The organism is Weissella diestrammenae (genome assembly GCF_014397255.1).
In the GTDB taxonomy this organism is placed as follows: Bacteria; Bacillota; Bacilli; order Lactobacillales; family Lactobacillaceae; genus Weissella; species Weissella diestrammenae.
The window spans coordinates 723,927-745,080 of sequence record NZ_CP060724.1; the positions used below are offsets into that span (position 1 = coordinate 723,927).

The 21,154-nt window shown below is 38.6% G+C and carries 15 protein-coding genes, 1 rRNA gene and 1 pseudogene; 13 read left to right on the forward strand and 4 right to left on the reverse strand.

The features are described from left to right. Positions 1 to 79 precede the first annotated feature (79 nt). Positions 80 to 712 (forward strand): signal peptidase I, encoded by a 633-nt coding sequence (gene lepB / locus H9L19_RS03630; protein ID WP_187529785.1) that lies wholly within the window; start codon positions 80 to 82, stop codon positions 710 to 712. A gap of 221 nt (positions 713 to 933) precedes the next feature. Here lepB and H9L19_RS03635 read toward each other — a convergent pair. The 3 genes and pseudogenes from H9L19_RS03635 to rpmH all read right to left on the reverse strand — a co-directional run bounded on the left by H9L19_RS03635 (position 934) and on the right by rpmH (position 2,545). Then, positions 934 to 1,781 (reverse strand): annotated as a pseudogene (locus H9L19_RS03635) (YidC/Oxa1 family membrane protein insertase). 84 nt (positions 1,782 to 1,865) lie between these two features. Next, positions 1,866 to 2,258 (reverse strand): ribonuclease P protein component, encoded by a 393-nt coding sequence (gene rnpA / locus H9L19_RS03640; RefSeq protein WP_187529786.1) that lies wholly within the window; start codon positions 2,256 to 2,258, stop codon positions 1,866 to 1,868. A gap of 152 nt (positions 2,259 to 2,410) precedes the next feature. Next, entirely contained in the window at positions 2,411 to 2,545 is a 135-nt protein-coding gene (rpmH, locus tag H9L19_RS03645) for a 50S ribosomal protein L34 (protein ID WP_187529787.1), read from the reverse strand. Between the two features lie 639 nt (positions 2,546 to 3,184). On the opposite strand from rpmH, the gene dnaA reads away from it, so the two are divergent. From dnaA to H9L19_RS03680, 7 genes are all read left to right on the forward strand, one after another. Then, on the forward strand, positions 3,185 to 4,573 hold the full coding sequence (dnaA, locus tag H9L19_RS03650) for a chromosomal replication initiator protein DnaA (protein ID WP_187529788.1): 1,389 nt from the start codon (positions 3,185 to 3,187) through the stop codon (positions 4,571 to 4,573). Between the two features lie 206 nt (positions 4,574 to 4,779). Then, positions 4,780 to 5,910 (forward strand): DNA polymerase III subunit beta, encoded by a 1,131-nt coding sequence (gene dnaN, locus H9L19_RS03655; RefSeq protein ID WP_187529789.1) that lies wholly within the window; start codon positions 4,780 to 4,782, stop codon positions 5,908 to 5,910. A gap of 234 nt (positions 5,911 to 6,144) precedes the next feature. After that, positions 6,145 to 6,384, forward strand: a complete 240-nt coding sequence (gene yaaA / locus H9L19_RS03660; protein WP_187529790.1) for a S4 domain-containing protein YaaA — start codon at positions 6,145 to 6,147, stop codon at positions 6,382 to 6,384. Further along, positions 6,384 to 7,505, forward strand: a complete 1,122-nt coding sequence (recF, locus tag H9L19_RS03665) for a DNA replication/repair protein RecF (RefSeq protein ID WP_187529791.1) — start codon at positions 6,384 to 6,386, stop codon at positions 7,503 to 7,505. The genes yaaA and recF overlap by 1 nt, the downstream gene beginning before the upstream one ends. A 114-nt stretch (positions 7,506 to 7,619) precedes the next feature. Then, complete coding sequence (gene gyrB / locus H9L19_RS03670) at positions 7,620 to 9,545, forward strand: DNA topoisomerase (ATP-hydrolyzing) subunit B (protein ID WP_205160180.1); 1,926 nt, start codon at positions 7,620 to 7,622, stop codon at positions 9,543 to 9,545. A 103-nt stretch (positions 9,546 to 9,648) separates the two neighbouring features. After that, positions 9,649 to 12,225 (forward strand): DNA gyrase subunit A, encoded by a 2,577-nt coding sequence (gyrA, locus tag H9L19_RS03675; RefSeq protein ID WP_187529793.1) that lies wholly within the window; start codon positions 9,649 to 9,651, stop codon positions 12,223 to 12,225. A gap of 375 nt (positions 12,226 to 12,600) precedes the next feature. Continuing rightward, positions 12,601 to 13,386: a hypothetical protein gene (locus H9L19_RS03680; protein ID WP_187529794.1), complete on the forward strand. Its 786-nt coding sequence runs from the start codon at positions 12,601 to 12,603 to the stop codon at positions 13,384 to 13,386. 88 nt (positions 13,387 to 13,474) lie between these two features. On the opposite strand, the gene H9L19_RS03685 is transcribed toward H9L19_RS03680, so the two are convergent. Next, the gene (locus H9L19_RS03685) at positions 13,475 to 13,921 is read right to left on the reverse strand and encodes a GNAT family N-acetyltransferase (RefSeq protein WP_187529795.1); all 447 of its coding nucleotides are present in this window, start codon (positions 13,919 to 13,921) and stop codon (positions 13,475 to 13,477) included. 170 nt (positions 13,922 to 14,091) lie between these two features. Between H9L19_RS03685 and H9L19_RS03690 the strand changes: the two genes are divergently transcribed. The 5 genes from H9L19_RS03690 to H9L19_RS03710 all read left to right on the forward strand — a co-directional run bounded on the left by H9L19_RS03690 (position 14,092) and on the right by H9L19_RS03710 (position 21,113). After that, on the forward strand, positions 14,092 to 16,236 hold the full coding sequence (locus H9L19_RS03690) for an LTA synthase family protein (RefSeq protein WP_420832603.1): 2,145 nt from the start codon (positions 14,092 to 14,094) through the stop codon (positions 16,234 to 16,236). 235 nt (positions 16,237 to 16,471) lie between these two features. Then, positions 16,472 to 16,945 (forward strand): MerR family transcriptional regulator, encoded by a 474-nt coding sequence (locus H9L19_RS03695; RefSeq protein ID WP_187529796.1) that lies wholly within the window; start codon positions 16,472 to 16,474, stop codon positions 16,943 to 16,945. After that, complete coding sequence (locus H9L19_RS03700; protein ID WP_187529797.1) at positions 16,938 to 18,203, forward strand: hydroxymethylglutaryl-CoA reductase, degradative; 1,266 nt, start codon at positions 16,938 to 16,940, stop codon at positions 18,201 to 18,203. Before H9L19_RS03695 ends, H9L19_RS03700 begins: the two co-directional genes overlap by 8 nt. Continuing rightward, the gene (locus tag H9L19_RS03705; protein WP_187529798.1) at positions 18,200 to 19,147 is read left to right on the forward strand and encodes an IpaB/EvcA family protein; all 948 of its coding nucleotides are present in this window, start codon (positions 18,200 to 18,202) and stop codon (positions 19,145 to 19,147) included. The genes H9L19_RS03700 and H9L19_RS03705 overlap by 4 nt, the downstream gene beginning before the upstream one ends. A 388-nt stretch (positions 19,148 to 19,535) precedes the next feature. Then, positions 19,536 to 21,113: ribosomal RNA gene (locus H9L19_RS03710) — 16S ribosomal RNA — on the forward strand. Positions 21,114 to 21,154 lie beyond the last annotated feature (41 nt).

Genomic DNA, 21,154 nt, shown 5'->3' on the forward strand with positions numbered 1-21,154 from the left:
GGTCAACCAATCCAACTTAACAAAGTACCTAAATATGCTACAATGAACAAAGTTAATTATGAAATGAGGAAAGCACGTAATGAAGGCCTTTAAAGAAGTGATGTCATGGATTATCCCAATTGTATTAGGACTAATTATTGCATTTGCAATCCGTGAATTCTGGTTTACAATTGTTCGCGTTGATGGCACATCAATGGAACCTAATTTAGTTAATAATGAACGCGTCTTGGTACTACGGACTGACAAAGTACATCGTGGTAGCGTTGTCGTCTTTGATGCAAAAGGTTCTGACCCAGAAGTAACCGAAAGTAAAGACTATGTTAAACGTGTCATTGCGCTTCCTGGTGATACTGTTAGTGCGAATAATGGTGTAATTAAAGTCAATGGTAAAACTGTTGATCAATCATTCATTCCATCAAGTGAACAAAAAGCAACAAATGCCGTGAACAACGTTGGTAATTGGGATAGTCTCGCTGAATTAGGTCAACATATGAGCTGGGTAAAAAATAATCAGAGCGTCAAAGTACCAAAGGGGTATTACTTCGTACTTGGTGATCACCGTTCAGTTTCAAATGATTCTCGTTACTGGGGATTCGTACCAAAGAATAAACTCGTTGGTGTTGTTAAAGTTGGTTTCTGGACAGATAAAGATAAAAAAGTCGCTATTAATCAAGAATATAAGCACTTCTTTAAAACAACGACCACTAAATAATGATTTAAAAAGTCCCGACATTTAAAAACAATGGGAAATTGCCCCCCTAAGCTGAATTTATATCAGCTTAGGGGGGTAATTTATTTCAACAAGTAGCTCAAGCCAAATTGAATACGAATAATAACCATTATTCGCAAATGTTAATAAAAACACTAATGATTAACAACATCTAATCATTAGTGTTTTCATAATAAATATCATTATTATCCGTCAAATATTTCTTAACGTTTCTTTGAACGTGTAGCCTTACGAATTGCCCGCTCACGCGCACGCTCCGCTGCCTTTTTAGCTTCACGCTCACGACGAATTTCAAATGGGTTTTGAATCGTCCAAGTTTGTGCAACTTGGAAGGCATTTGAAATCACCCAGTAAAGTGACAAAGCTGATGGGACATTAATCGCAAAAATAAAAATCATAATTGGCATAGCATAGGTCATTGTTGTTGTCATACCATTTTTTTCAGGCTGACCCAACATCACCAAGTATGATGATGCGAAAGTAAACAAGGCCGCTAAGATCGGCAAAATGAAAGTATGATCATGCTCTCCTAATTGTGTCCAAAGGAATGTACCAGTTTGCAAAACTTTCGTATTAAAGATTGATTGGTACAAAGCAATCAGAATGGGCATTTGAACAAGTAACGGCAACAGTGAGGCAAAGGGATTAACACCAGCCTCCTTATAAATTGCTGACGTTTCTGCTTGCATTTGCCGCATTTGTTCTTGATCACGACGATTAGGATATTTCTCTTGCAATTGTTTAATAATCGGCGCTACTTCTTGCATCTTCTTCATTGATCCCGTTTGATAGACCATCAAAGGCAAAACCAACACGCGGATTAATAAGGTAAAGACGATGATTCCAATCCCATAATTATTGTTAAACCAGGCTGAAACCCCTAGAATCGAACGGGCAAAATTACCAATAATGGTGCTCCCCAAAAGCCATGTCCTATTGCTGGTCCTTGATACATCATACCGGCCACAACCATTACTAATAATGCAATTACAGCAGCAATAATAGATTTACGGTAGTTAGCTAACTTTGGTAACTTTTCAGCTAAATTCATAATAATCTCCAAATATTCAATTAGTTATTGTGATATTAAACAGCTACCTCGATTGGTAGTTGCCTACATTAAGACATCAAGACATCATTTTTCTTCTAATGTGTCATCAATTTTCATTTCACCGGTCGTAGTATCTATCAAAAAAAGGTTGGCAAGATGAAAGGCATGCACCAAATTTTGTTTGATAACCGGCATCGCTTGATCATGTGCCAAGGGACGCGCAATTACTAAAATATCAACATCTTGTCTCATCTCTGGCATTAATTCTAAAACACTTTGCCGAATTCGCCGTTTTACCCAAACACGTTCATGTCCGCGCAAGCCGACCTTCTTTGAAATGGAAATTCCCAAGCGCAAATGTCTTTGTTCTGGTTTCTCCATTGTATAAATGATAAACATCTTATTCGCAACTGATTGATGCTGCTCAAATACGGTTTGAAAATCTTTCTCTTTTTTTACCCGGTAACTCTTACGCATTTTATTCTCCTAAAAATGATAAATGATCATTAGTAGTACTGTGGTCATATCAGAGTAATTATTTTGCTTGATAACAAAACACGGGTGGTTCAGCCAATTGGCCGAACCACCCGTGCGCGTTATTATCAGTTTCCTAATAGAGACCTGCCCAATTAGGCTGACAATACCTTGCGGCCCTTTTGGCGGCGACGTGCAAGCACCTTGCGCCCGTTGCTAGTGCTCATGCGCTTGCGGAAGCCGTGCACGCGTTCGCGATGACGCTTCTTTGGTTGAAATGTGCGCTTCATGTGATTACACCTCCCATTCGTAGTCAGATTTTGTCTGTTTTCTCTTAATACCAAAAACAATTCAAGATTTATAGTATCATCTCGTACCATATAAAGCAAGTAAAATCAGTGTTTTAATCATTCCACAAACATCTTTAATATTTATTTTATAATCTAAGTTTTCCAAAACCTAACGCTACGTTATGTGGATTAATTATGACAATCTAACCCTCCGTTAGACGTTTTTCAACACTTTCCACAAGATATCCACAGTTTCCACAGATGTGCACAATTTTTTATGTTGTTCCTGTGGATATGTGGAAAACATTGTTAATAACCTAATATTTACGACTACCTTTTACACATTAAGCCCTTAATAACCGTATCTCGCACATGGTTTTCCCAGTTTTACACATTTGTTGTCATTTTGTTATAAACAACCTTGTGTATTTCTTGAAAACGTTACTAACAGCCTGTGAATATCTCATTCTGTTACTTAATTTCCCACATTAATCGACTCTAATAACGTTAACCTGTGGAAAACTTTTTTAAATACTGGTAAAATAGCTTTATGTTTTAAATGCACACAGTCTATTGTTTCAAATATATCGTGTTCATTTTGATTCTCAAATTAATTTTAATGCATAAGGAGGCTCTCCCATGGATCATATCCAGCTTTGGGATGCCATTAAAGAAGAGCTACGCCAAAAGATCGCGCCAGGTATGACGTTTGAATCATACGTAGAAGGACTCACACCACTTAGTCTTGTGGCGTCTACAAATGGAACCAATTTATATTTATCCACTCCGCATAAAAACGTTGCCGACGACTGGAATACACCTGGTGGTCAGTACTACTCACAATTTATTGCAGCTGCATTACAAGCTTCTGCAACTATTAGTGGTACACCAACGGTCATTTTGCCAGTTGTGACATACATCGATCAAAAACTGACAACTACCCCCATTCAACCTGAATCTACATCTACTCAAGAACCCACTTCTAATGTAGAAAAGCAAATGCCAGAGAGTTCAAAATTAAATCCAAAATTCCGCTTTGACACATTTATTGCTTCGACACCCAATCGTGAGGCAAAATCAGTCGCTGAAGCAATTGCCGAACACCCCGGCGAAGAATGGAACCCGTTACTACTTTATGGTAACCCAGGACTTGGTAAGACCCACCTCATGCAAGCCATTGGCAATGAATTATTACGCCGTAATCCTAAAGCCGATGTTAAATTCATTACAACTGATGATTTTATGAATGATTGGACTGATGCTTTACGGTTTAATAAACAAAATGAATTCAAAGATAAATATCGTAATGTCGATTTACTACTTGTCGATGATATTCAATCATTAGCTGGAAAAGAAAACGTTCAAGAAGAATTTTTTAATACATTTAATGCGATTACCCGCGCTGGGAATCAAATTGTGCTAACTGCGGACAAATTACCTAAAGATATTAAAGGGATTGAAGATCGACTTGTTTCCCGCTTCGCAATGGGTTATCCAGCAAATTTGACGCAGCCAGACTCAGAAACAAAAATTGCAATTCTAAAGAATAAAGCTGAAGAAATGAACATTGAAATTTCATACGATGTGCTTTCTGAAATTGCAAACGCTGTCGATACAAACGTGCGAGAATTAGAAGGTGTTTTCAAACGAGTGGTCGCAAGAATTCGATTTAGTAATGATCCAGTCACTGTTGAATCAATTCGAGAAATACTAGCAGGTTTGGATTTTGAACGCACAAACATCATTTCAATTGAGATGATTCAAGACGCAGTAGCAAAGTATTTCAATGTAACAACCACTGATTTAATCGGAAAAAGTCGCGTCAAAGAAATTGTGATTCCTCGACAAATTGCCATGTATCTCTCACGTGAAATCACGCAAGAATCATTACCAGCGATTGGTCGTGCCTTCGGTGGAAAAGATCATACAACCGTTATGCACTCAACTAGTAAAATTGAAGAAGCTGTTTTAGAAAACAAACAATTAGAGGCGCAAATGCAAGAAATTCGAGCAACGCTTCAAAAATAGCTTGTGGATAACTATCAAGTTATCCTTTACTTATCCACAGGTTTATCTACAAGACTCAAATACTGGTATAATAATGACTGAGTGTCTTTTCCACATTTTCCACAGGGCCTACTATTACTACTAACTTCTAAGTTAATAAATAAGTCATTACACAGCCCGCATAAATTAAAAACAAAATCTGATTCATTTCATGAGGAGTTCTACACATGCAATTTACAATTAATCGTCAAGCGTTTATAAAAGCATTAAATAATGTTAATCGTGCCATTTCATCTCGAACAGCAATGCCAATTTTAACAAATATTAAAATGATCCTAACAGACACGGGGTTAACACTAACTGGATCAGATACTGATATCTCAATTGAAACAACGATTCCCGTGTCTGATGATATTGCAAAATTAGTTGTCACTGAAGTTGGCGGAATTACATTACCCGCAACTTTCTTCTCAAATATCGTTAAGCGGTTACCAGGTGAAGAAGTAACATTAGCAAATACATCTGGGCTTGAAGCAAAAATTACATCTGGTTCTGCCGAATTCGACATTCATGGACAAGATGTCAATAATTATCCACATTTACCTGAGGTTGATATTCAAAATAATTTAATTTTGCCAGCTTCAACTTTAATTGAAGTCATTGGTCAAACGGTTATTGCTGTTTCAAAGCAACTTAGTCAACCAATTTTAACAGGGGTACACTTTATTTTAGCTAGTGGTAATTTAACAGCCGTTGCAACTGATCGTCACCGATTAGCACAACGAACGCTAGCTTTTGGAACGAGTGATGTTAATGCAGATATTATTATTCCAGGCGCCTCACTTTTGCAGTTACAAGGTATGTTGGAAGAAGTAGAAACAGTTGAAATTCGTGTGGCATCAAACCAAGTGATTTTCCAATTAGGACCTAATACAATTTTCTATTCACGATTGTTGGAAGGTAATTATCCAGATGCTTCACGCTTAATTCCAACAGAAAAACGGACAACAATTACAATTAATGCACGGGAATTGTTGCAAACGATTGATCGTGCGGCTCTGTTGTCTCACGAGGGTCGTTCAAATGTAATTCAATTCATGGTATCTGATGCCAAGTCGATGATTTCATCAAATTCACCAGAAGTAGGAAAGATTGAAGAAGAAATCTTTGCTGCTGAAACTGCAGGTGATGAATTGACGATTTCATTTAATCCAGATTATATGCGCGATGCGTTGAAGTCATTTGGAGATGAACAGATTCAAATTGGCTTTAAAACAGCATTAGATCCATTCACCCTTGTACCAACAAATAACGAAACAAACTTTATTCAATTAATTACGCCTGTTCGGACGTACTAATTTCAGGTCATGATCATCTAAAATGACAAAAGCATGACAAAAAGCCATAATAAGCAATCATTGCTCATTGTGGCTTTTTTTGTATTTTAACGTCAAAATGGCTTAGATTGTAAATTAAAGGCTAAAAATGAAATTAATAGTAAAAAAATGGTATAATTATATCTATGGTCGCACCTAAATTGATAGGTGCCTTAATTTTGAAAATCACAGATAAGTGATAGAAAGGACATTATTTTGGCAACTGAATTGTCCATTAGAACACCTTATATTACCTTGGGCCAACTTCTTAAGATTTCTGGCACGATTGATATGGGTTCTGAAGCAAAATGGTATTTACGTGAATACCAAGTCCTAGTCAATCAAGAACCTGATGACCGACGTGGACGCAAATTATACCCAGGTGATATTGTCGCCTTACCTAATGGGGAACGATATATTATTAATGGCGATGGTGCAACGCCAAAGTTTGAATAATGCAATTACTGTCATTAAAACTGAATAATTTTCGTAACTACGCAGACGTTGATGTCACATTTTCATCTGGCGTTAATATTTTTTTAGGCCCCAATGCACAGGGAAAGACGAATTTATTAGAAGCAATTTATGTGCTCGCATTAACGCGATCACATCGCACACGATTGGATAAAGATTTAATCGGTTGGGGTGGTAAAGAAGCCATTGTAAGTGGTGTGATACAACGTGCTTATGGTGACGTTCCTTTGTCATTAGCTTTTACCTCAAAAGGAAAAAAAGCACGAATGAATCATTTGGACCAAGCTAAACTTGCCCAATACATTGGTCAAATGAATGTGATTTTATTTGCGCCAGAAGATTTAGAATTAGTAAAAGGTTCACCACAGATTCGACGTCATTTCATTGACCGAGAATTTAGTCAAATGAGTCCAAAATATTTGTTTGTTGCGAATCAATATCGAATGGTATTGCGACAAAGAAATCAGTATTTAAAACAATTAAGTACTAAACAAGCAACCGATGAACTTTTTTTAGATGTTTTAACAGAACAACTAGTGACCTATGGCAGTGAATTAATTTTACGTCGCATAAAATTACTCACGCAATTAGCAGCAGCGGCAAAACCGATTCATGCTGCAATCACTGAAAATCAAGAAGTATTAGAAATTAAATACATGTCACAAGTTGATGATTCATCATTGCAGTCACAAGAAACGATTCAAGCTGCGTTAAACCAACGCTTTGAAAAAATTAAAGCACGTGAAATTTTTATGGGTACCACATTGATTGGGCCACAACGTGATGATTTACAATTCTTAGTGAACGATCATGACGTTGCGACTTTTGGTTCGCAAGGTCAGCAAAGAACGACTGCACTGGCTGTTAAGTTAGCCGAAATTGATTTGATGAAGGCTGAGACAGGTGAGTATCCAATTTTGTTACTTGATGATGTGTTATCTGAACTTGATGCGAGTCGACAGACGCATCTTTTAACAGCAATGCAAGACAAAGTCCAAACATTTATTACGACCCCATCATTAAGTGACGTCGCAAAGCAATTAATCAAAGAACCAAAAATTTTTAATGTGAAAGCAGGTCAACTGATTGACGACAATCAATGAATTTAAGACACTTGCTTAAATAAAAGAGATGTCAATCATACCTGGAAATGAGGAGTATTCATGGCTGAAGAAGAGCAATTAACACATGATGTTGCACCAGAAGATACTGGGAAAATGAACACAAATGCTGATGATTATGATGCTAGTCAGATTGAGGTGTTGGAGGGATTAGAGGCTGTACGTAAACGTCCAGGAATGTATATTGGGACAACAACAAGTCAAGGACTACATCATTTGGTTTGGGAAATTGTTGATAATGGTATTGACGAAGCAATGGCAGGATTCGCTGACCATGTAACAGTTGCAATTGAAGCTGATAATTCGATAACTGTGACTGATAATGGTCGTGGTATTCCAGTTGATGTTCAAAAGAAGACAGGTATGTCAGCATTGGAAACTGTTTTCACGGTGTTACATGCTGGTGGTAAGTTCGATGGTGGTGGTTATAAAGTTTCAGGTGGGCTCCATGGTGTTGGTGCATCAGTGGTTAATGCACTTTCAACACAGCTTGATGCAACGGTTATTCGAGATGGCCAAGGCTACTATATGTCGTTTGAACGTGGTCGAACAAAACAACACATTACGAAAGTTGATGCTGCAGGGAAGCAGGTTAGTCGAGGTACGATTGTGCACTTTGTGCCGGACGCAGATATTTTTCAAGAGACAACTGTTTTTGATGCAAAAATCTTGATCGAGCGTGTGCGCGAATTAGCATTTTTGAACAAAGGACTACGAATTTCATTTGTTGATAATCGTGAAGAAGAACCTAAAAATCAGACCTTTTACTATGAAGGTGGACTCAAAGAATATGTTAAATATTTGAATCGGAATAAAACAGCAATTTTTGAAGAACCAGTATATGTTGAAGGTACTGAAAATGGGATTGAAGTTGAGGTAGCACTACAATATACGGATGATTATCGTTCAAACGTGCTTCTATCATTTACAAATAATATTAATACATGGGAAGGTGGTACGCACGAGACTGGATTTAAAACAGCGCTCACACGTGTTATCAATGACTATGCTAAACAGAATGGACAACTGAAAGAATCTGATGATACATTGACGATTGATGATTTACGTGAAGGCTTAACAGCGATTGTTTCGGTAAAGCATCCAGATCCATTATTTGAAGGGCAAACCAAGGCAAAATTAGGCAGTTCTGACGCACGATCAGCTGTGTATCGTATGTTTAATGAGACATTCAAACGATTTATGTTAGAAAACCCAACAGTTGCAAAGCAAATCGTTGAAAAAGGAATGTCAGCCAAAAAAGCACGCCTTGCTGCAAAACGTGCCCGTGAAGATTCACGTAAAAAGACCGGCTTAGAAATTTCTAATCTCCCCGGAAAATTGGCGAATAATACATCAAAAGATCCCGCAATTTCAGAATTATTTATTGTCGAGGGAGATTCAGCCGGTGGTTCCGCCAAACAAGGTCGTGAACGCTTGACACAAGCTATTTTGCCAATTCGAGGGAAAATTTTGAACGTTGAAAAGGCACAGATGAAGACCATCTTGGCTAATGAAGAAATTCGTTCACTCTTTACTGCGATGGGTACAGGTTTTGGCGATGAATTTAATGTTGAAAAAGTCCACTATCATAAATTGATTATTATGACCGACGCCGATGTCGACGGCGCACATATTCGAACACTTTTGCTAACATTAATTTACCGTTATATGCGGCCACTTTTGGAAGCAGGCTATGTTTATATTGCTCAACCACCTTTGTATCAAGTACGCCAAGGAAAATTTGTTAAATATCTTGATTCAGATCAAGAATTAAATGCACTCTTACCAACGTTACCAGCTAGTCCAAAACCAGTTGTTCAACGATACAAAGGACTGGGAGAGATGGATGCCGAGCAACTTTGGGAAACCACAATGGATCCTGAACGTCGCCGTATGCTTCGCGTTGAACTAGATGACGCAGAAGAAGCAGATCAAATCTTTAGCATGCTAATGGGTGATAATGTTGAACCACGTCGTGAATTTATTGAAGAGAATGCACGTTATGCTGAACTAGACGTATAAACTGACAAAGAATTGCGCAGTGATTGTGCATATTTTGTTGATGATATCAGTGCTCAGTATCAGTGGGACAAGTTCAAGTTGAATGAGATTAAAGGGGTAAACAATGGCCGAAGAAGAAAGACAAGACGTCGGGCGAATTAAGAACGCGCCCTTAGGCGATCAAATGCGTAATTCGTTTTTGAATTATGCAATGTCAGTAATTGTGGCGCGTGCGTTGCCAGATGTGCGTGATGGATTAAAACCTGTACACCGTCGAATTTTATACGGTATGAATGAGTTGGGTGTGACGCCTGATAAACAACATAAGAAGTCAGCACGTATCGTTGGGGATGTTATGGGTAAATATCATCCACACGGTGACTCGGCAATTTATGAAGCGATGGTACGAATGGCTCAAGATTTCAGCTATCGAAATATGCTAGTTGATGGTCATGGAAATTTTGGATCAATTGATGGTGACCCTGCGGCCGCCATGCGATACACTGAAGCACGATTATCAAAAATTGCAACTGAGATGCTACGTGACATTAATAAAGACACCATTGATTTTGTCGATAATTATGATGGTACAGATCGTGAACCATCCGTTTTGCCTGCGCGTTTCCCTAATTTATTAGTTAATGGTGCAACAGGTATTGCAGTTGGAATGGCGACAAATATTCCACCGCATAATTTGGGTGAAGTGATTGATGGTCTGCATTTGTTAATGAAAAATCCAGATATTACGACGACGGAATTGATGGAAGCTATTCCAGGTCCTGATTTCCCAACTGGTGCCATTGTGATGGGCAAGGCTGGTATTCGTAAGGCTTACGAAACAGGTAAAGGTCATGTCACAGTTCGAGCAAAGGTTGAAATTGAAACTGACCGTAGTGGTAAAGAAAAGATTATTGTGACTGAACTGCCATACATGGTTAATAAGGCACGCTTAATTCAACGGATTGTTGAATTAGCGCGTGATAAACGAGTTGAAGGGATCGCAGGTGCCAACGATGAATCCGATCGTGAAGGTTATCGTATTGCGATTGATATTCGACGCGATGCCTCAGCTTCAGTTGTATTAAATAATCTTTACAAAAACACGTTGCTTCAGACTAGTTTTAGCTTTAATATGTTGGCCGTCCAAGATGGTGAACCAAAACTGCTAGGATTAAAAGATATCTTAGTTGCTTATTTAAAGCATCAACAAGAAGTGATTACGCGTCGGACAACATTTGAATTAAAGAAGGCTGAATCACGTGCGCATATTCTAGAAGGATTAAGAATTGCGTTGGATCATATTGATGCTATTATTTCGATTATCCGTGGCTCAAAGACAGCAGAAATTGCTAAAAACCGTTTGATGACAGAATATGCTTTGTCAGATAAACAATCACAAGCAATTTTGGATATGCGTCTGGTCCGGCTAACCGGCTTAGAACGTGACAAAATTGAAGAAGAATATAACAGCTTAATGGCTTTAATTACTGATTTGAAAGATATTTTGGCCAAGCCAGAGCGAATTGATGAAATTATTTATCAAGAATTGTTAGAAATTCAAGCTAAGCATGGTGACGCACGTCGAACAGAACTACAAGTTGGTGATGTGACAAACCTTGAAGATGAAGATTTGATTGAGCAAGAAGATATTATTGTGACATTGACAGCTGGTGGATATATTAAGCGTGTCGCCACGTCAGAATTCCGTGCACAAAATCGCGGTGGACGAGGTGTTCAAGGAATGGGATTGAATGATGATGATTATATTGATCAGTTAATTGGAACTTCAACACATGATACGCTACTATTTTTCACGAGTATGGGAAAAGTCTATCGGATGAAGGGTTACGAAATTCCTGAATACGGACGAACGGCCAAAGGTATTCCAGTGATTAATCTCTTGGGTAAGTTGGATGAGAATGAAAAAGTCACTAAGGTTGTTAGTGTCCAAGGTGAAGCTTCTGAATCATCTGCATTCCTCTTCTTTACAACACGTAATGGGGTTGTAAAGCGAACACCCGTTTCAGCTTTTGGCAACATTCGAACGAATGGGCTCAAAGCGGTAACATTGCGAGAAGATGATGAATTGATTTCTGTTATCATTAGTGATGGCAATCAAGAAATTATTATTGGAACGCATAATGGCTATTCAGTTTCATTTAACGAAACCGATATTCGGTCAATGGGACGTGCTGCGGCTGGTGTCCGTGGTATTCGTTTGCGTGAAGGTGATTTTGTTGTTGGTGCCGACGTGCGTCATGCCGGAGATGAAGTCTTAGTGATTTCTGAAAATGGTTATGGTAAGCGAACTGCCGTTGAAGAATATCCAGTTAAGGGTCGCGGTGGAAAAGGAATTAAAACAGCGAATATTACTGAAAAAAATGGGCCATTAGTTGGGATTGTAGTTGTAAATGGCACTGAAGATATTATGCTAACGACAGACCAAGGGGTAATGATCCGTTTTACCGTCGAATCAGTTTCTCAAACTGGCCGCGCGACACAAGGTGTTCGTCTGATGCGACTTGGCGAGGATGCAAAAGTGGCCACTTTTGCAGAAGTTGAGCATGAAGAAGATGATACGCCTGTAGTGGAAGAAAAAAGTGGGGACGATGAGACTGCAACTGATAAATCAACGGCAATCGTTGAAGAATTAGTCGCACGAGCAGAAGATGATAGTCATCAAGCGCCACAAGAAGATTAGAATAAAATGTAAAAAGTCTGCAATTATTTGCAGACTTTTTTATTGTTGAAAAATGAATTAGTTGCTTAAATATGACGAAATTGAGATTTTTTAAATATTTGCGAATTACTTACTTTTTAAGGGTGGTAAATCGACTATTGAGCCATTATAATTCGAAGTATAAGGGTAAAAATACATAGATAAAAGCAATAAATTAAAGGGAGAATACATATGACAATAAGCGTGATGAGCAGCGAAATGCTGCGCGAATCAGTAATTTATTTTATAAAAGAACGTGATATCTCAATTAGTAATATATTAAAAAATGTTGATATTTCAAGGTCGAGACTGTATGACTATTTGCAAGGACATGGTAGGGTCTCAGCCACTACATTTATGAATTTATTATTAATCATTGGTGTGACACCAGATGAATTATGGTTACGCGTTTATACTGAACATCCAGAATTGGTGAGTGAATCGGTTGCTGATCGACAAAAAATTGATGCAATTGATTTGAATGTTGCCAATATTAAAGCCATTATTTCAACGTTAAAGAAAAATTATGATGCTGTTTTTTTAATAAAGTTAATTGAAAATATTCATGCCAATTTAAAGCAAGATGAACAACAAGAACTACTATGTTTGTTAGCACAACCGATTGCAAATAGTTTAAATGCGTTGGAATTTTTTGCAGAAGCTGATTATAAATTGTTTCACTACTTAGTAGATTACACATCCTATGAGGACGTTTATCATGTTACAGAAAGAATGCGGCGACACATTGATCGCATTATGAAAGTCATTGAAAATGGTGGCACGATTCACGAACGAATTTATTCAAATTACGGAATTCAATATATTGCATATAGTCAGGTCCGCTTCTTAATGGCAGCATACCGAAAACATGATTTGAATGCAATTAAGGAAACAACATATTATTTAACTGATTTACCAATACATAAATTAGATTGGCATCGAAGCTTTATGAAAAAAATTATTCAAATTATGCAGTTAGCATTTTCTGATGATGAAGAAGGCGCAAAACTATTATGGCAAAAATTGGATTATACTATTAATTTCATGTTGCCACTAAAGGAGCAATGTGCCTATCGATCGTTACTGACAAATTCATATGATGATATGATTTATCAAACAAGATGTGGTGCCATTTCAGGATAGAAAAAACGCTAGTGCTTGCGTAGACGTTTTCTGAATTTAATCTTCAGTTAACGATGAGCAAGTACTAGCATTATAATGATGCGTAGATTTAAAAATGGTAGACCATATTAATATGCAATATACCAGCATCGATGAATTGATCACCAAATGGTAAAAAGCCAAGTTTTTCGTAAAATCTTTGTGCTGAAACTTGGGCACCAAGGTCGAGATAAGCGACACCAGCGCTTTTAGCATCATCAATGATGGTTTGCATAATTTTATTGGCATAGCCATGACCACGTTGGTTAGATAGGGTTGCAACGCGTTGAATATGCCAACTATTTTTTTCTTGATTGACTAGGACCCGTGCGGTAGCAATGGCTTTATCATTAATGAATCCCACATAGTGAGTCGTCTGATTATCCAAATCGTCAATTTCAAGTGCGAGTGGGACATTTTGTTCTGTCACAAACACATCGCGACGAATACCAAGCGCTAGGTCGCTTAATAAACCGGTACCGTATTGTTTGCTAACGATGAGTTCTTGATTTTCCATGAAAATAATCCTCCGAGCTTTTAACCTTAATCTAAGTTGTTTATTATATAATAGTACAGTTACATAAAATAACAATAAAGTCATTAAAGACAAAATGATACATTTACATTGATATCAGGTTATGTGAGACGGGGGAAAAGGTGTTGAGACATTATAGTCGAATTGATTGGATGAAATCTAGGGTGGGCTTTGTCCTATTACTGGTGATTTTATTTTGGGCAAAAAGTATGCTGGCATACGCATTGGACTTTAATTTGTTTAGTGGATCAAGTCCAATTCAAATTGTGACCACATTAATTAACCCATTACCTTTACCATTACTACTAATCGGGTTGGCGTTTTATTTTCGTAAAGCAAGGTTGTTTTACCCAATTGCTATTCTTTTGTATTTTCTAAATACATTATTGCTATATCTTAATGTCATTTATTATTGTGAGTTTACCGACTTTATGTCGGTAGCTACAATGCTTGGTTATAACAAGGTAAATCAAGGGTTGGGTGCATCAGGACTGGCGTTAGCAAATGGTCATGATATTCTCTTTTGGATTGATATTGTCATTTTTGTGATTCTATTTGCATTAAAGAAGTTTCGTTTTGATCGGACGGCAACGCCTAAGTTCATGAGTTTTGCCTTTACAACTGGCGCCATATTCTTGTTTATGGTGACCTTAGCATTAGGCGAAATTGATCGACCACAATTGATTACGCGTCAGTTTGATTCGACCTATCTTGTAAAGTATTTGGGGCTCGATGCTTTTACGGGTTATGACGGTTTACGTTTACATGGCGTACGAGAGGAACGTAAATCGGCTAAAAAATCAGACATTGATAAAGCTTTGGCTTATGTTAAAAAACATAATTTATCAAACGTGACAAAGTATACCGGTGTTGCCAAGGGGAAGAATGTTTTTGTGATTCATTTGGAGTCTTTTCAACAGTTCAGTCTAGGCCTAAAAATTAATGGGCAAGAAGTTACGCCATTTTTAAACAGTCTCTATAATTCAGACTCGACAGTTAGTTTTGATAATTTCTTTAATCAAGTTGGACAAGGAAAAACGTCCGACGCTGAAAACATGCTTGAAACAGGTACTTTTGGATTATCGCAAGGTTCATTGTTCGCTTCACATGGCGCAGATCAAACATTCGAGGCAATGCCAGCAATTCTACATCAAACAGCAGGCTATTCATCAGCCGTATTCCATGGCAATAACGCAAGTTTTTGGAATCGAAATAATGTATATAAAAATATGGGTTATCAATATTTCTTTGATGCTAGTTACTATGATACTTCTGGTGAAAAAGCGATGGGGTATGGATTAAAGGATAAGCTACTCTTTTATGATTCAATTCCATATCTTGAACGTCTCCAACAGCCTTTTTATGCGAAATATATCACGGTGACAAACCATTTCCCATATGCTTTAGATGAACAAGACAAGGATGCTAATTTCCAAACGGTTCAAACAGATTCGTCAGTTGTTAATGGTTATTTTGAAACGAATCACTATCTTGATCAATCAATTAAAGAATTTTATGACTATTTGGATAAATCCGGTTTAGCTAAGAATTCGGTTGTCGTTCTTTATGGAGATCACTATGGTATTTCAAATACCGAAAACAAGTCGTTAGCAACTGTTTTGGGGAAGACGGCTGATAATTGGACAAATTGGGATAACCAGCAGTTACAGCGGGTACCGTTTATGATTAATATTCCTGGTTGGCACGAAGGCGGGATTAATCATACCTATGGTGGGGAGATTGACGTCATGCCAACATTATTACGAGTCCTAGGCGTTAATAATCCAGAACAGTATGTTAATCTTGGTCAAGACTTGTTCAATAATGAGCGTAATCAGATCGTCGCTTTCCGGAATAAAGATTGGATCACGCCAAACTATAGTATGGTCAGTGGTGAATTATATGATCATTCAGGGGCATTAATTAGTAAGCCGACAGCGGCTGAAAAAGCAGAAGTGAAAAAGATTCAGGCTCAGGTGAATAAGCAGTTAGCGATTTCAGATTCAATTAATCAAAAAGACTTGTTGCGCTTTTATCAACCTAAAGGTTTTAAGCCGATTGTTGCTAAAAAATATAACTATTCAAATGGACTGGCAAAATTAGTCAGGCTTGAAAAAACATTAGGACCAAGCGCAACGGATCAATTCACAAAAAATAATGATGAATCAACTCAATCGTTGTATAGTACTGATGCACCGGAGAAAGATCAACCGCGTTCTGACACATCACGGATGAAACAGATGAATCCAGATAGTGGGGATACGACTGATGGCGGTGATGATACACCTAATCCATAAATTATTAATTTAATCGATACGAAACAGTTAATTATCAGAAATGATGATGAGCTGTTTTTTGTTTAATCATAAAATAAGGGTCAATTTAAGGGTGTGATTGATGCTTTGAATAGGTATCAGCATTGATTAGTTTCAGGCATAGCTAGTAAAGCATTGTTTTTGCTTGACAATACTGTTAAATAACCTAACATTTAATGTGGATAGTTATTATGAATGAGTTGATGGGGAGAATGATATGAAGTATTTATATCGTAAAGAACATTTGAAGGCAGGATTTAATTCTGAAAATTATCAATTCAGGATTGGGGAATTAACCTCAATGACGGGGGTTTCAGCACGCCAACTTCGCTACTGGGAAAGTAAAGGGATTATTGAATCTATTCATCGTTCCGGAGAACAAGAAGGACGGGTGTATAAATTTAAAACGTTTATCAAAGTCATGATGATTAAATATTACCTTGATACAGGTTATACACTGAAGTCTGCAGTTAAAAATGTGGAGGAAAAACAGAAGTATCTGACATTAACTCGCCATATTATTTTTAGTGCATTAAATGGGATTGTTGAAGTAGATGGCACGGTGATGCTTGATTTAGGTAATTTTGATGATGATGGTCAGCAACGATTGTTAGCTTATTTTGATGATGATCAGCAAAAAGTGCGGTATCAATTAATTGATTCAGATCAGATGGGAGATGAAGATGAGTAATTGGCATGGCTTTTATCGACTATCAATTGAAGAGCGAATGAAGCAACTTATGGCAAAGTTTCAGTTATCAACTGAACAAGTCCAATGGCTAACTGCGCATCAGTCTCTCGTTGGAGACACACAAATTGAAAATTACATTTATAATTTTGAAGTGCCAACTGGTTTATTATTTGATTTGCCGGTGAATGGTGGGATGTTTGTTGTCCCTATGAGCACTGAAGAACCAAGCGTGGTTGCTGCGGCCAACAATGGTGCTAAAATGTTACGTACCGGGACGGGCGTGATTGCAGAGATGACAGAACGCTTGATGCGCGGACAAATTATTGTGACCAATTTAGCAAATCAAAAACAGTTCGCACAGTTTATCGCAGACCATACGGATGAGATAATTAGCATGGCTAATCAGGCTAAACCGTCTTTAGTTAAACGTGGTGGAGGCGTTAACCGGTTACTCATTGAAAATATTGGACCAGCTGAGACGATTTTAAATGTTTTGGTGGATACAAGTGAAGCAATGGGTGCCAATATCGTTAACACGATTTCAGAAACAGTCGCACGCTATTTGCGGGAAAATGGTTATCAAGTCTTGATGGCTATTTTGTCTAATTTAACAAATGAAGCAATTGTTAAAGCCAAAGTATCAATTCCTGTTGATGGACTAATCGGAAAGCATGAAGTGGGTGGTTTGACGATTGCCAAAAAAATCGCTTTGGCCAGTCAGGTTGAACAAATGTCACCATTTCGCGCTGCCACAGCAAATAAGGGCTTACTTAATGGAATTGAAGCAGTTGTTTTAGCAAGTGGAAATGATACAAGAAGTGTTAGTGCTGCATTACACGCGTATGCAGCACAGTCAGGTCAGTATCGCGGATTAATTCATTGGCAACTTGATGAAAATAATAAAAATTTGATTGGTACAACTGAACTGCCGTTGATGTTAGGTGTGGTTGGTGGTTCAATTGGCATTGTGCCGGCAGTTAAATTGAATCATCAATTGATGGGAAACCCTTCGGCTAAACAACTGGCTTATATTGTTGCTGGTGTTGGTTTGGCACAAAATTTAGCCGCTTTACGCGCATTAGTAACGGAGGGCATTCAAGCCGGACATATGCAATTACAAGCAAAATCATTGGCAGTCCAAATTGGTGCAGTGGGGGATGAAATTTCACGCTTAACAGTGCAACTGCAAACCATGCAGACAATGAGTGAACAAGTAGCAAAAGAACAATTAATGAAGATACGTGGGGAAGTAAAATGATTTTTTCAAAAGCAACACAACAGTTATTGGCTCAATTGAATCAAATTTATCCAGGTTCAGTGATTTTGCGTGGGCAAGATACAAAAAGTGGTGTCATTACAGCTAATCAAGTGACAACAGATATGCTGGGGACACGCTTAATGATTGAAGTTAATGATGCAACGGCACCTGACTTTTTAGCAACTCGAGAGATGCTAATGATGTTATTAACATTAAATGGTTATCCACAAGCATATTTTCAGTTGATAACTAAAGATGAAGCAATTACTGAACAATTAATGGTAATGTCAACTTATCTTTATCAACCGGCATTACATGCAATAGTGTATCGAGAACAGGTAAAACATAATGTCTTAACGCCAGATGTGGTCACAGCTTATACCAAAGGGGTTATACAAACGTTAACCAAAGAAAATGATAGTCGAGATGAGGCAGCATTACGGTTATTGACATTAATTGATGCAAAAGTATTGATGGGTGCCGTTCCTTTTGACGTACAGGACTTATCAGACACATTTGTTGATTATTATCCTGAGGCTTGGGCAGCTGCAGAGTTAATCTATGATCAAATGAGTGCTGAGCATATCAAAGATCCATTTACGGTACATCAAGCAATTACGACGCTTTTCAAAGCGTTTGATGCCCAAATGATTGCATGGAATTTACCAGAATTGCATAATCAAGAATTTACAACAATTACGCCTGTTATTTCAAAGGAACAAGCACAGTTACCAGTATCTGAAGTATTTGGTATTCGTCATGTTGATTTATTGAAGCATGATTCCAAAGCGACAGCATTCGTTGGTGAATTGAAGGATTCTGGGCAGAATAGTTTTGTTGTTAATGCACCGTCAGAGGATCCGGCAGCCTTTTTCAAAGCATTGTATGCACTACCCGTTGAAGAATTGTTTAGCCAACTAAAGCAGCCATTCACAATCAAATAAGCGCAATTAACCTGGATTTCTAATCGCGGGTTTTTTCTTTATTTGTTAAGGAATGATTAACCTAAAAATTACTTCAGGAAAAAGCTTGACTTATACTGCAATACCGTCTAATATAAATATCGTTGTTGAAACAGAAAACACTTCTTACTTATGAATTAATTAAAAAAAGTTGTTGACATTGTCATCACACTTTGGTAAGATATAAAAGTTGTCTGATTGAGACAATAACGTAGAACATTGAAAACTAAATAACGTTTCGATGAAACAAATGTGCAAGTGTATCACGTAAAAATGATACAAACATTTGCGAAGTCAATTTCGCTAGTAAATTCGTTTAACATCTGTTAAACAACAAAAAAAGATTGAGTTATACTCAAGCTGATCAATTTAAATTGAGAGTTTGATCCTGGCTCAGGATGAACGCTGGCGGCGTGCCTAATACATGCAAGTCGAACGCACTGTGGTTTGATGAAATGAAGAGCTTGCTCAGATTTGATTCAGACATTGCAGTGAGTGGCGAACGGGTGAGTAACACGTGGGAAACCTACCTCTTAGCAGGGGATAACATTTGGAAACAAATGCTAATACCGTATAACAATGAGAACCGCATGGTTCTCACTTAAAAGGTGGTCATGCTATCACTAAGAGATGGTCCCGCGGTGCATTAGTTAGTTGGTAAGGTAATGGCTTACCAAGACGATGATGCATAGCCGAGTTGAGAGACTGATCGGCCACAATGGGACTGAGACACGGCCCATACTCCTACGGGAGGCAGCAGTAGGGAATCTTCCACAATGGACGAAAGTCTGATGGAGCAACGCCGCGTGTGTGATGAAGGGTTTCGGCTCGTAAAACACTGTTGTAAGAGAAGAATGACATTGAGAGTAACTGTTCAGTGTGTGACGGTATCTTACCAGAAAGGAACGGCTAAATACGTGCCAGCAGCCGCGGTAATACGTATGTTCCAAGCGTTATCCGGATTTATTGGGCGTAAAGCGAGCGCAGACGGTTATTTAAGTCTGAAGTGAAAGCCCTCGGCTCAACCGAGGAATTGCTTTGGAAACTGGATGACTTGAGTGCAGTAGAGGAAAGTGGAACTCCATGTGTAGCGGTGAAATGCGTAGATATATGGAAGAACACCAGTGGCGAAGGCGGCTTTCTGGACTGTAACTGACGTTGAGGCTCGAAAGTGTGGGTAGCAAACAGGATTAGATACCCTGGTAGTCCACACCGTAAACGATGAGTGCTAGCTGTTTGGGGTTTCCGCCCCTAAGTGGCGAAGCTAACGCATTAAGCACTCCGCCTGGGGAGTACGACCGCAAGGTTGAAACTCAAAGGAATTGACGGGGACCCGCACAAGCGGTGGAGCATGTGGTTTAATTCGAAGCAACGCGAAGAACCTTACCAGGTCTTGACATCCTTTGACCACACCAGAGATGGTGCTTTCCCTTCGGGGACAAAGTGACAGGTGGTGCATGGTTGTCGTCAGCTCGTGTCGTGAGATGTTGGGTTAAGTCCCGCAACGAGCGCAACCCTTATTGTTAGTTGCCAGCATTTAGTTGGGCACTCTAGCAAGACTGCCGGTGACAAACCGGAGGAAGGCGGGGATGACGTCAAATCATCATGCCCCTTATGACCTGGGCTACACACGTGCTACAATGGCAAGTACAACGAGTCGCCAACCCGCGAGGGTGCGCAAATCTCTTAAAGCTTGTCTCAGTTCGGACTGTAGGCTGCAACTCGCCTACACGAAGTCGGAATCGCTAGTAATCGCGGATCAGCACGCCGCGGTGAATACGTTCCCGGGTCTTGTACACACCGCCCGTCACACCATGAGAGTTTGTAACACCCAAAGTCGGTGGGGTAACCTTTTATTAGGAGCCAGCCGCCTAAGGTGGGACAGATGATTAGGGTGAAGTCGTAACAAGGTAGCCGTAGGAGAACCTGCGGCTGGATCACCTCCTTTCTAAGGAAAATCGGAAACTTGCACATCGTTGAAACGTTATT

Excerpts from the sequence above, each read along its gene's own strand:
- rpmH (WP_187529787.1), bottom strand. The coding sequence starts at position 2,545 with ATGAAGCGCACATTTCAACCAAAGAAGCGTCATCGCGAACGCGTGCAC.
- H9L19_RS03680 (WP_187529794.1), top strand. The coding sequence starts at position 12,601 with ATGAATTTATTATTAATCATTGGTGTGACACCAGATGAATTATGGTTA.
- H9L19_RS03705 (WP_187529798.1), top strand. The coding sequence starts at position 18,200 with ATGATTTTTTCAAAAGCAACACAACAGTTATTGGCTCAATTGAATCAA.
- H9L19_RS03685 (WP_187529795.1), bottom strand. The coding sequence starts at position 13,921 with ATGGAAAATCAAGAACTCATCGTTAGCAAACAATACGGTACCGGTTTA.
- rnpA (WP_187529786.1), bottom strand. The coding sequence starts at position 2,258 with ATGCGTAAGAGTTACCGGGTAAAAAAAGAGAAAGATTTTCAAACCGTA.
- dnaN (WP_187529789.1), top strand. The coding sequence starts at position 4,780 with ATGCAATTTACAATTAATCGTCAAGCGTTTATAAAAGCATTAAATAAT.
- recF (WP_187529791.1), top strand. The coding sequence starts at position 6,384 with ATGCAATTACTGTCATTAAAACTGAATAATTTTCGTAACTACGCAGAC.
- dnaA (WP_187529788.1), top strand. The coding sequence starts at position 3,185 with ATGGATCATATCCAGCTTTGGGATGCCATTAAAGAAGAGCTACGCCAA.
- gyrA (WP_187529793.1), top strand. The coding sequence starts at position 9,649 with ATGGCCGAAGAAGAAAGACAAGACGTCGGGCGAATTAAGAACGCGCCC.
- H9L19_RS03690 (WP_420832603.1), top strand. The coding sequence starts at position 14,092 with ATGAAATCTAGGGTGGGCTTTGTCCTATTACTGGTGATTTTATTTTGG.
- gyrB (WP_205160180.1), top strand. The coding sequence starts at position 7,620 with ATGAACACAAATGCTGATGATTATGATGCTAGTCAGATTGAGGTGTTG.
- lepB (WP_187529785.1), top strand. The coding sequence starts at position 80 with ATGAAGGCCTTTAAAGAAGTGATGTCATGGATTATCCCAATTGTATTA.
- H9L19_RS03700 (WP_187529797.1), top strand. The coding sequence starts at position 16,938 with ATGAGTAATTGGCATGGCTTTTATCGACTATCAATTGAAGAGCGAATG.
- H9L19_RS03695 (WP_187529796.1), top strand. The coding sequence starts at position 16,472 with ATGAAGTATTTATATCGTAAAGAACATTTGAAGGCAGGATTTAATTCT.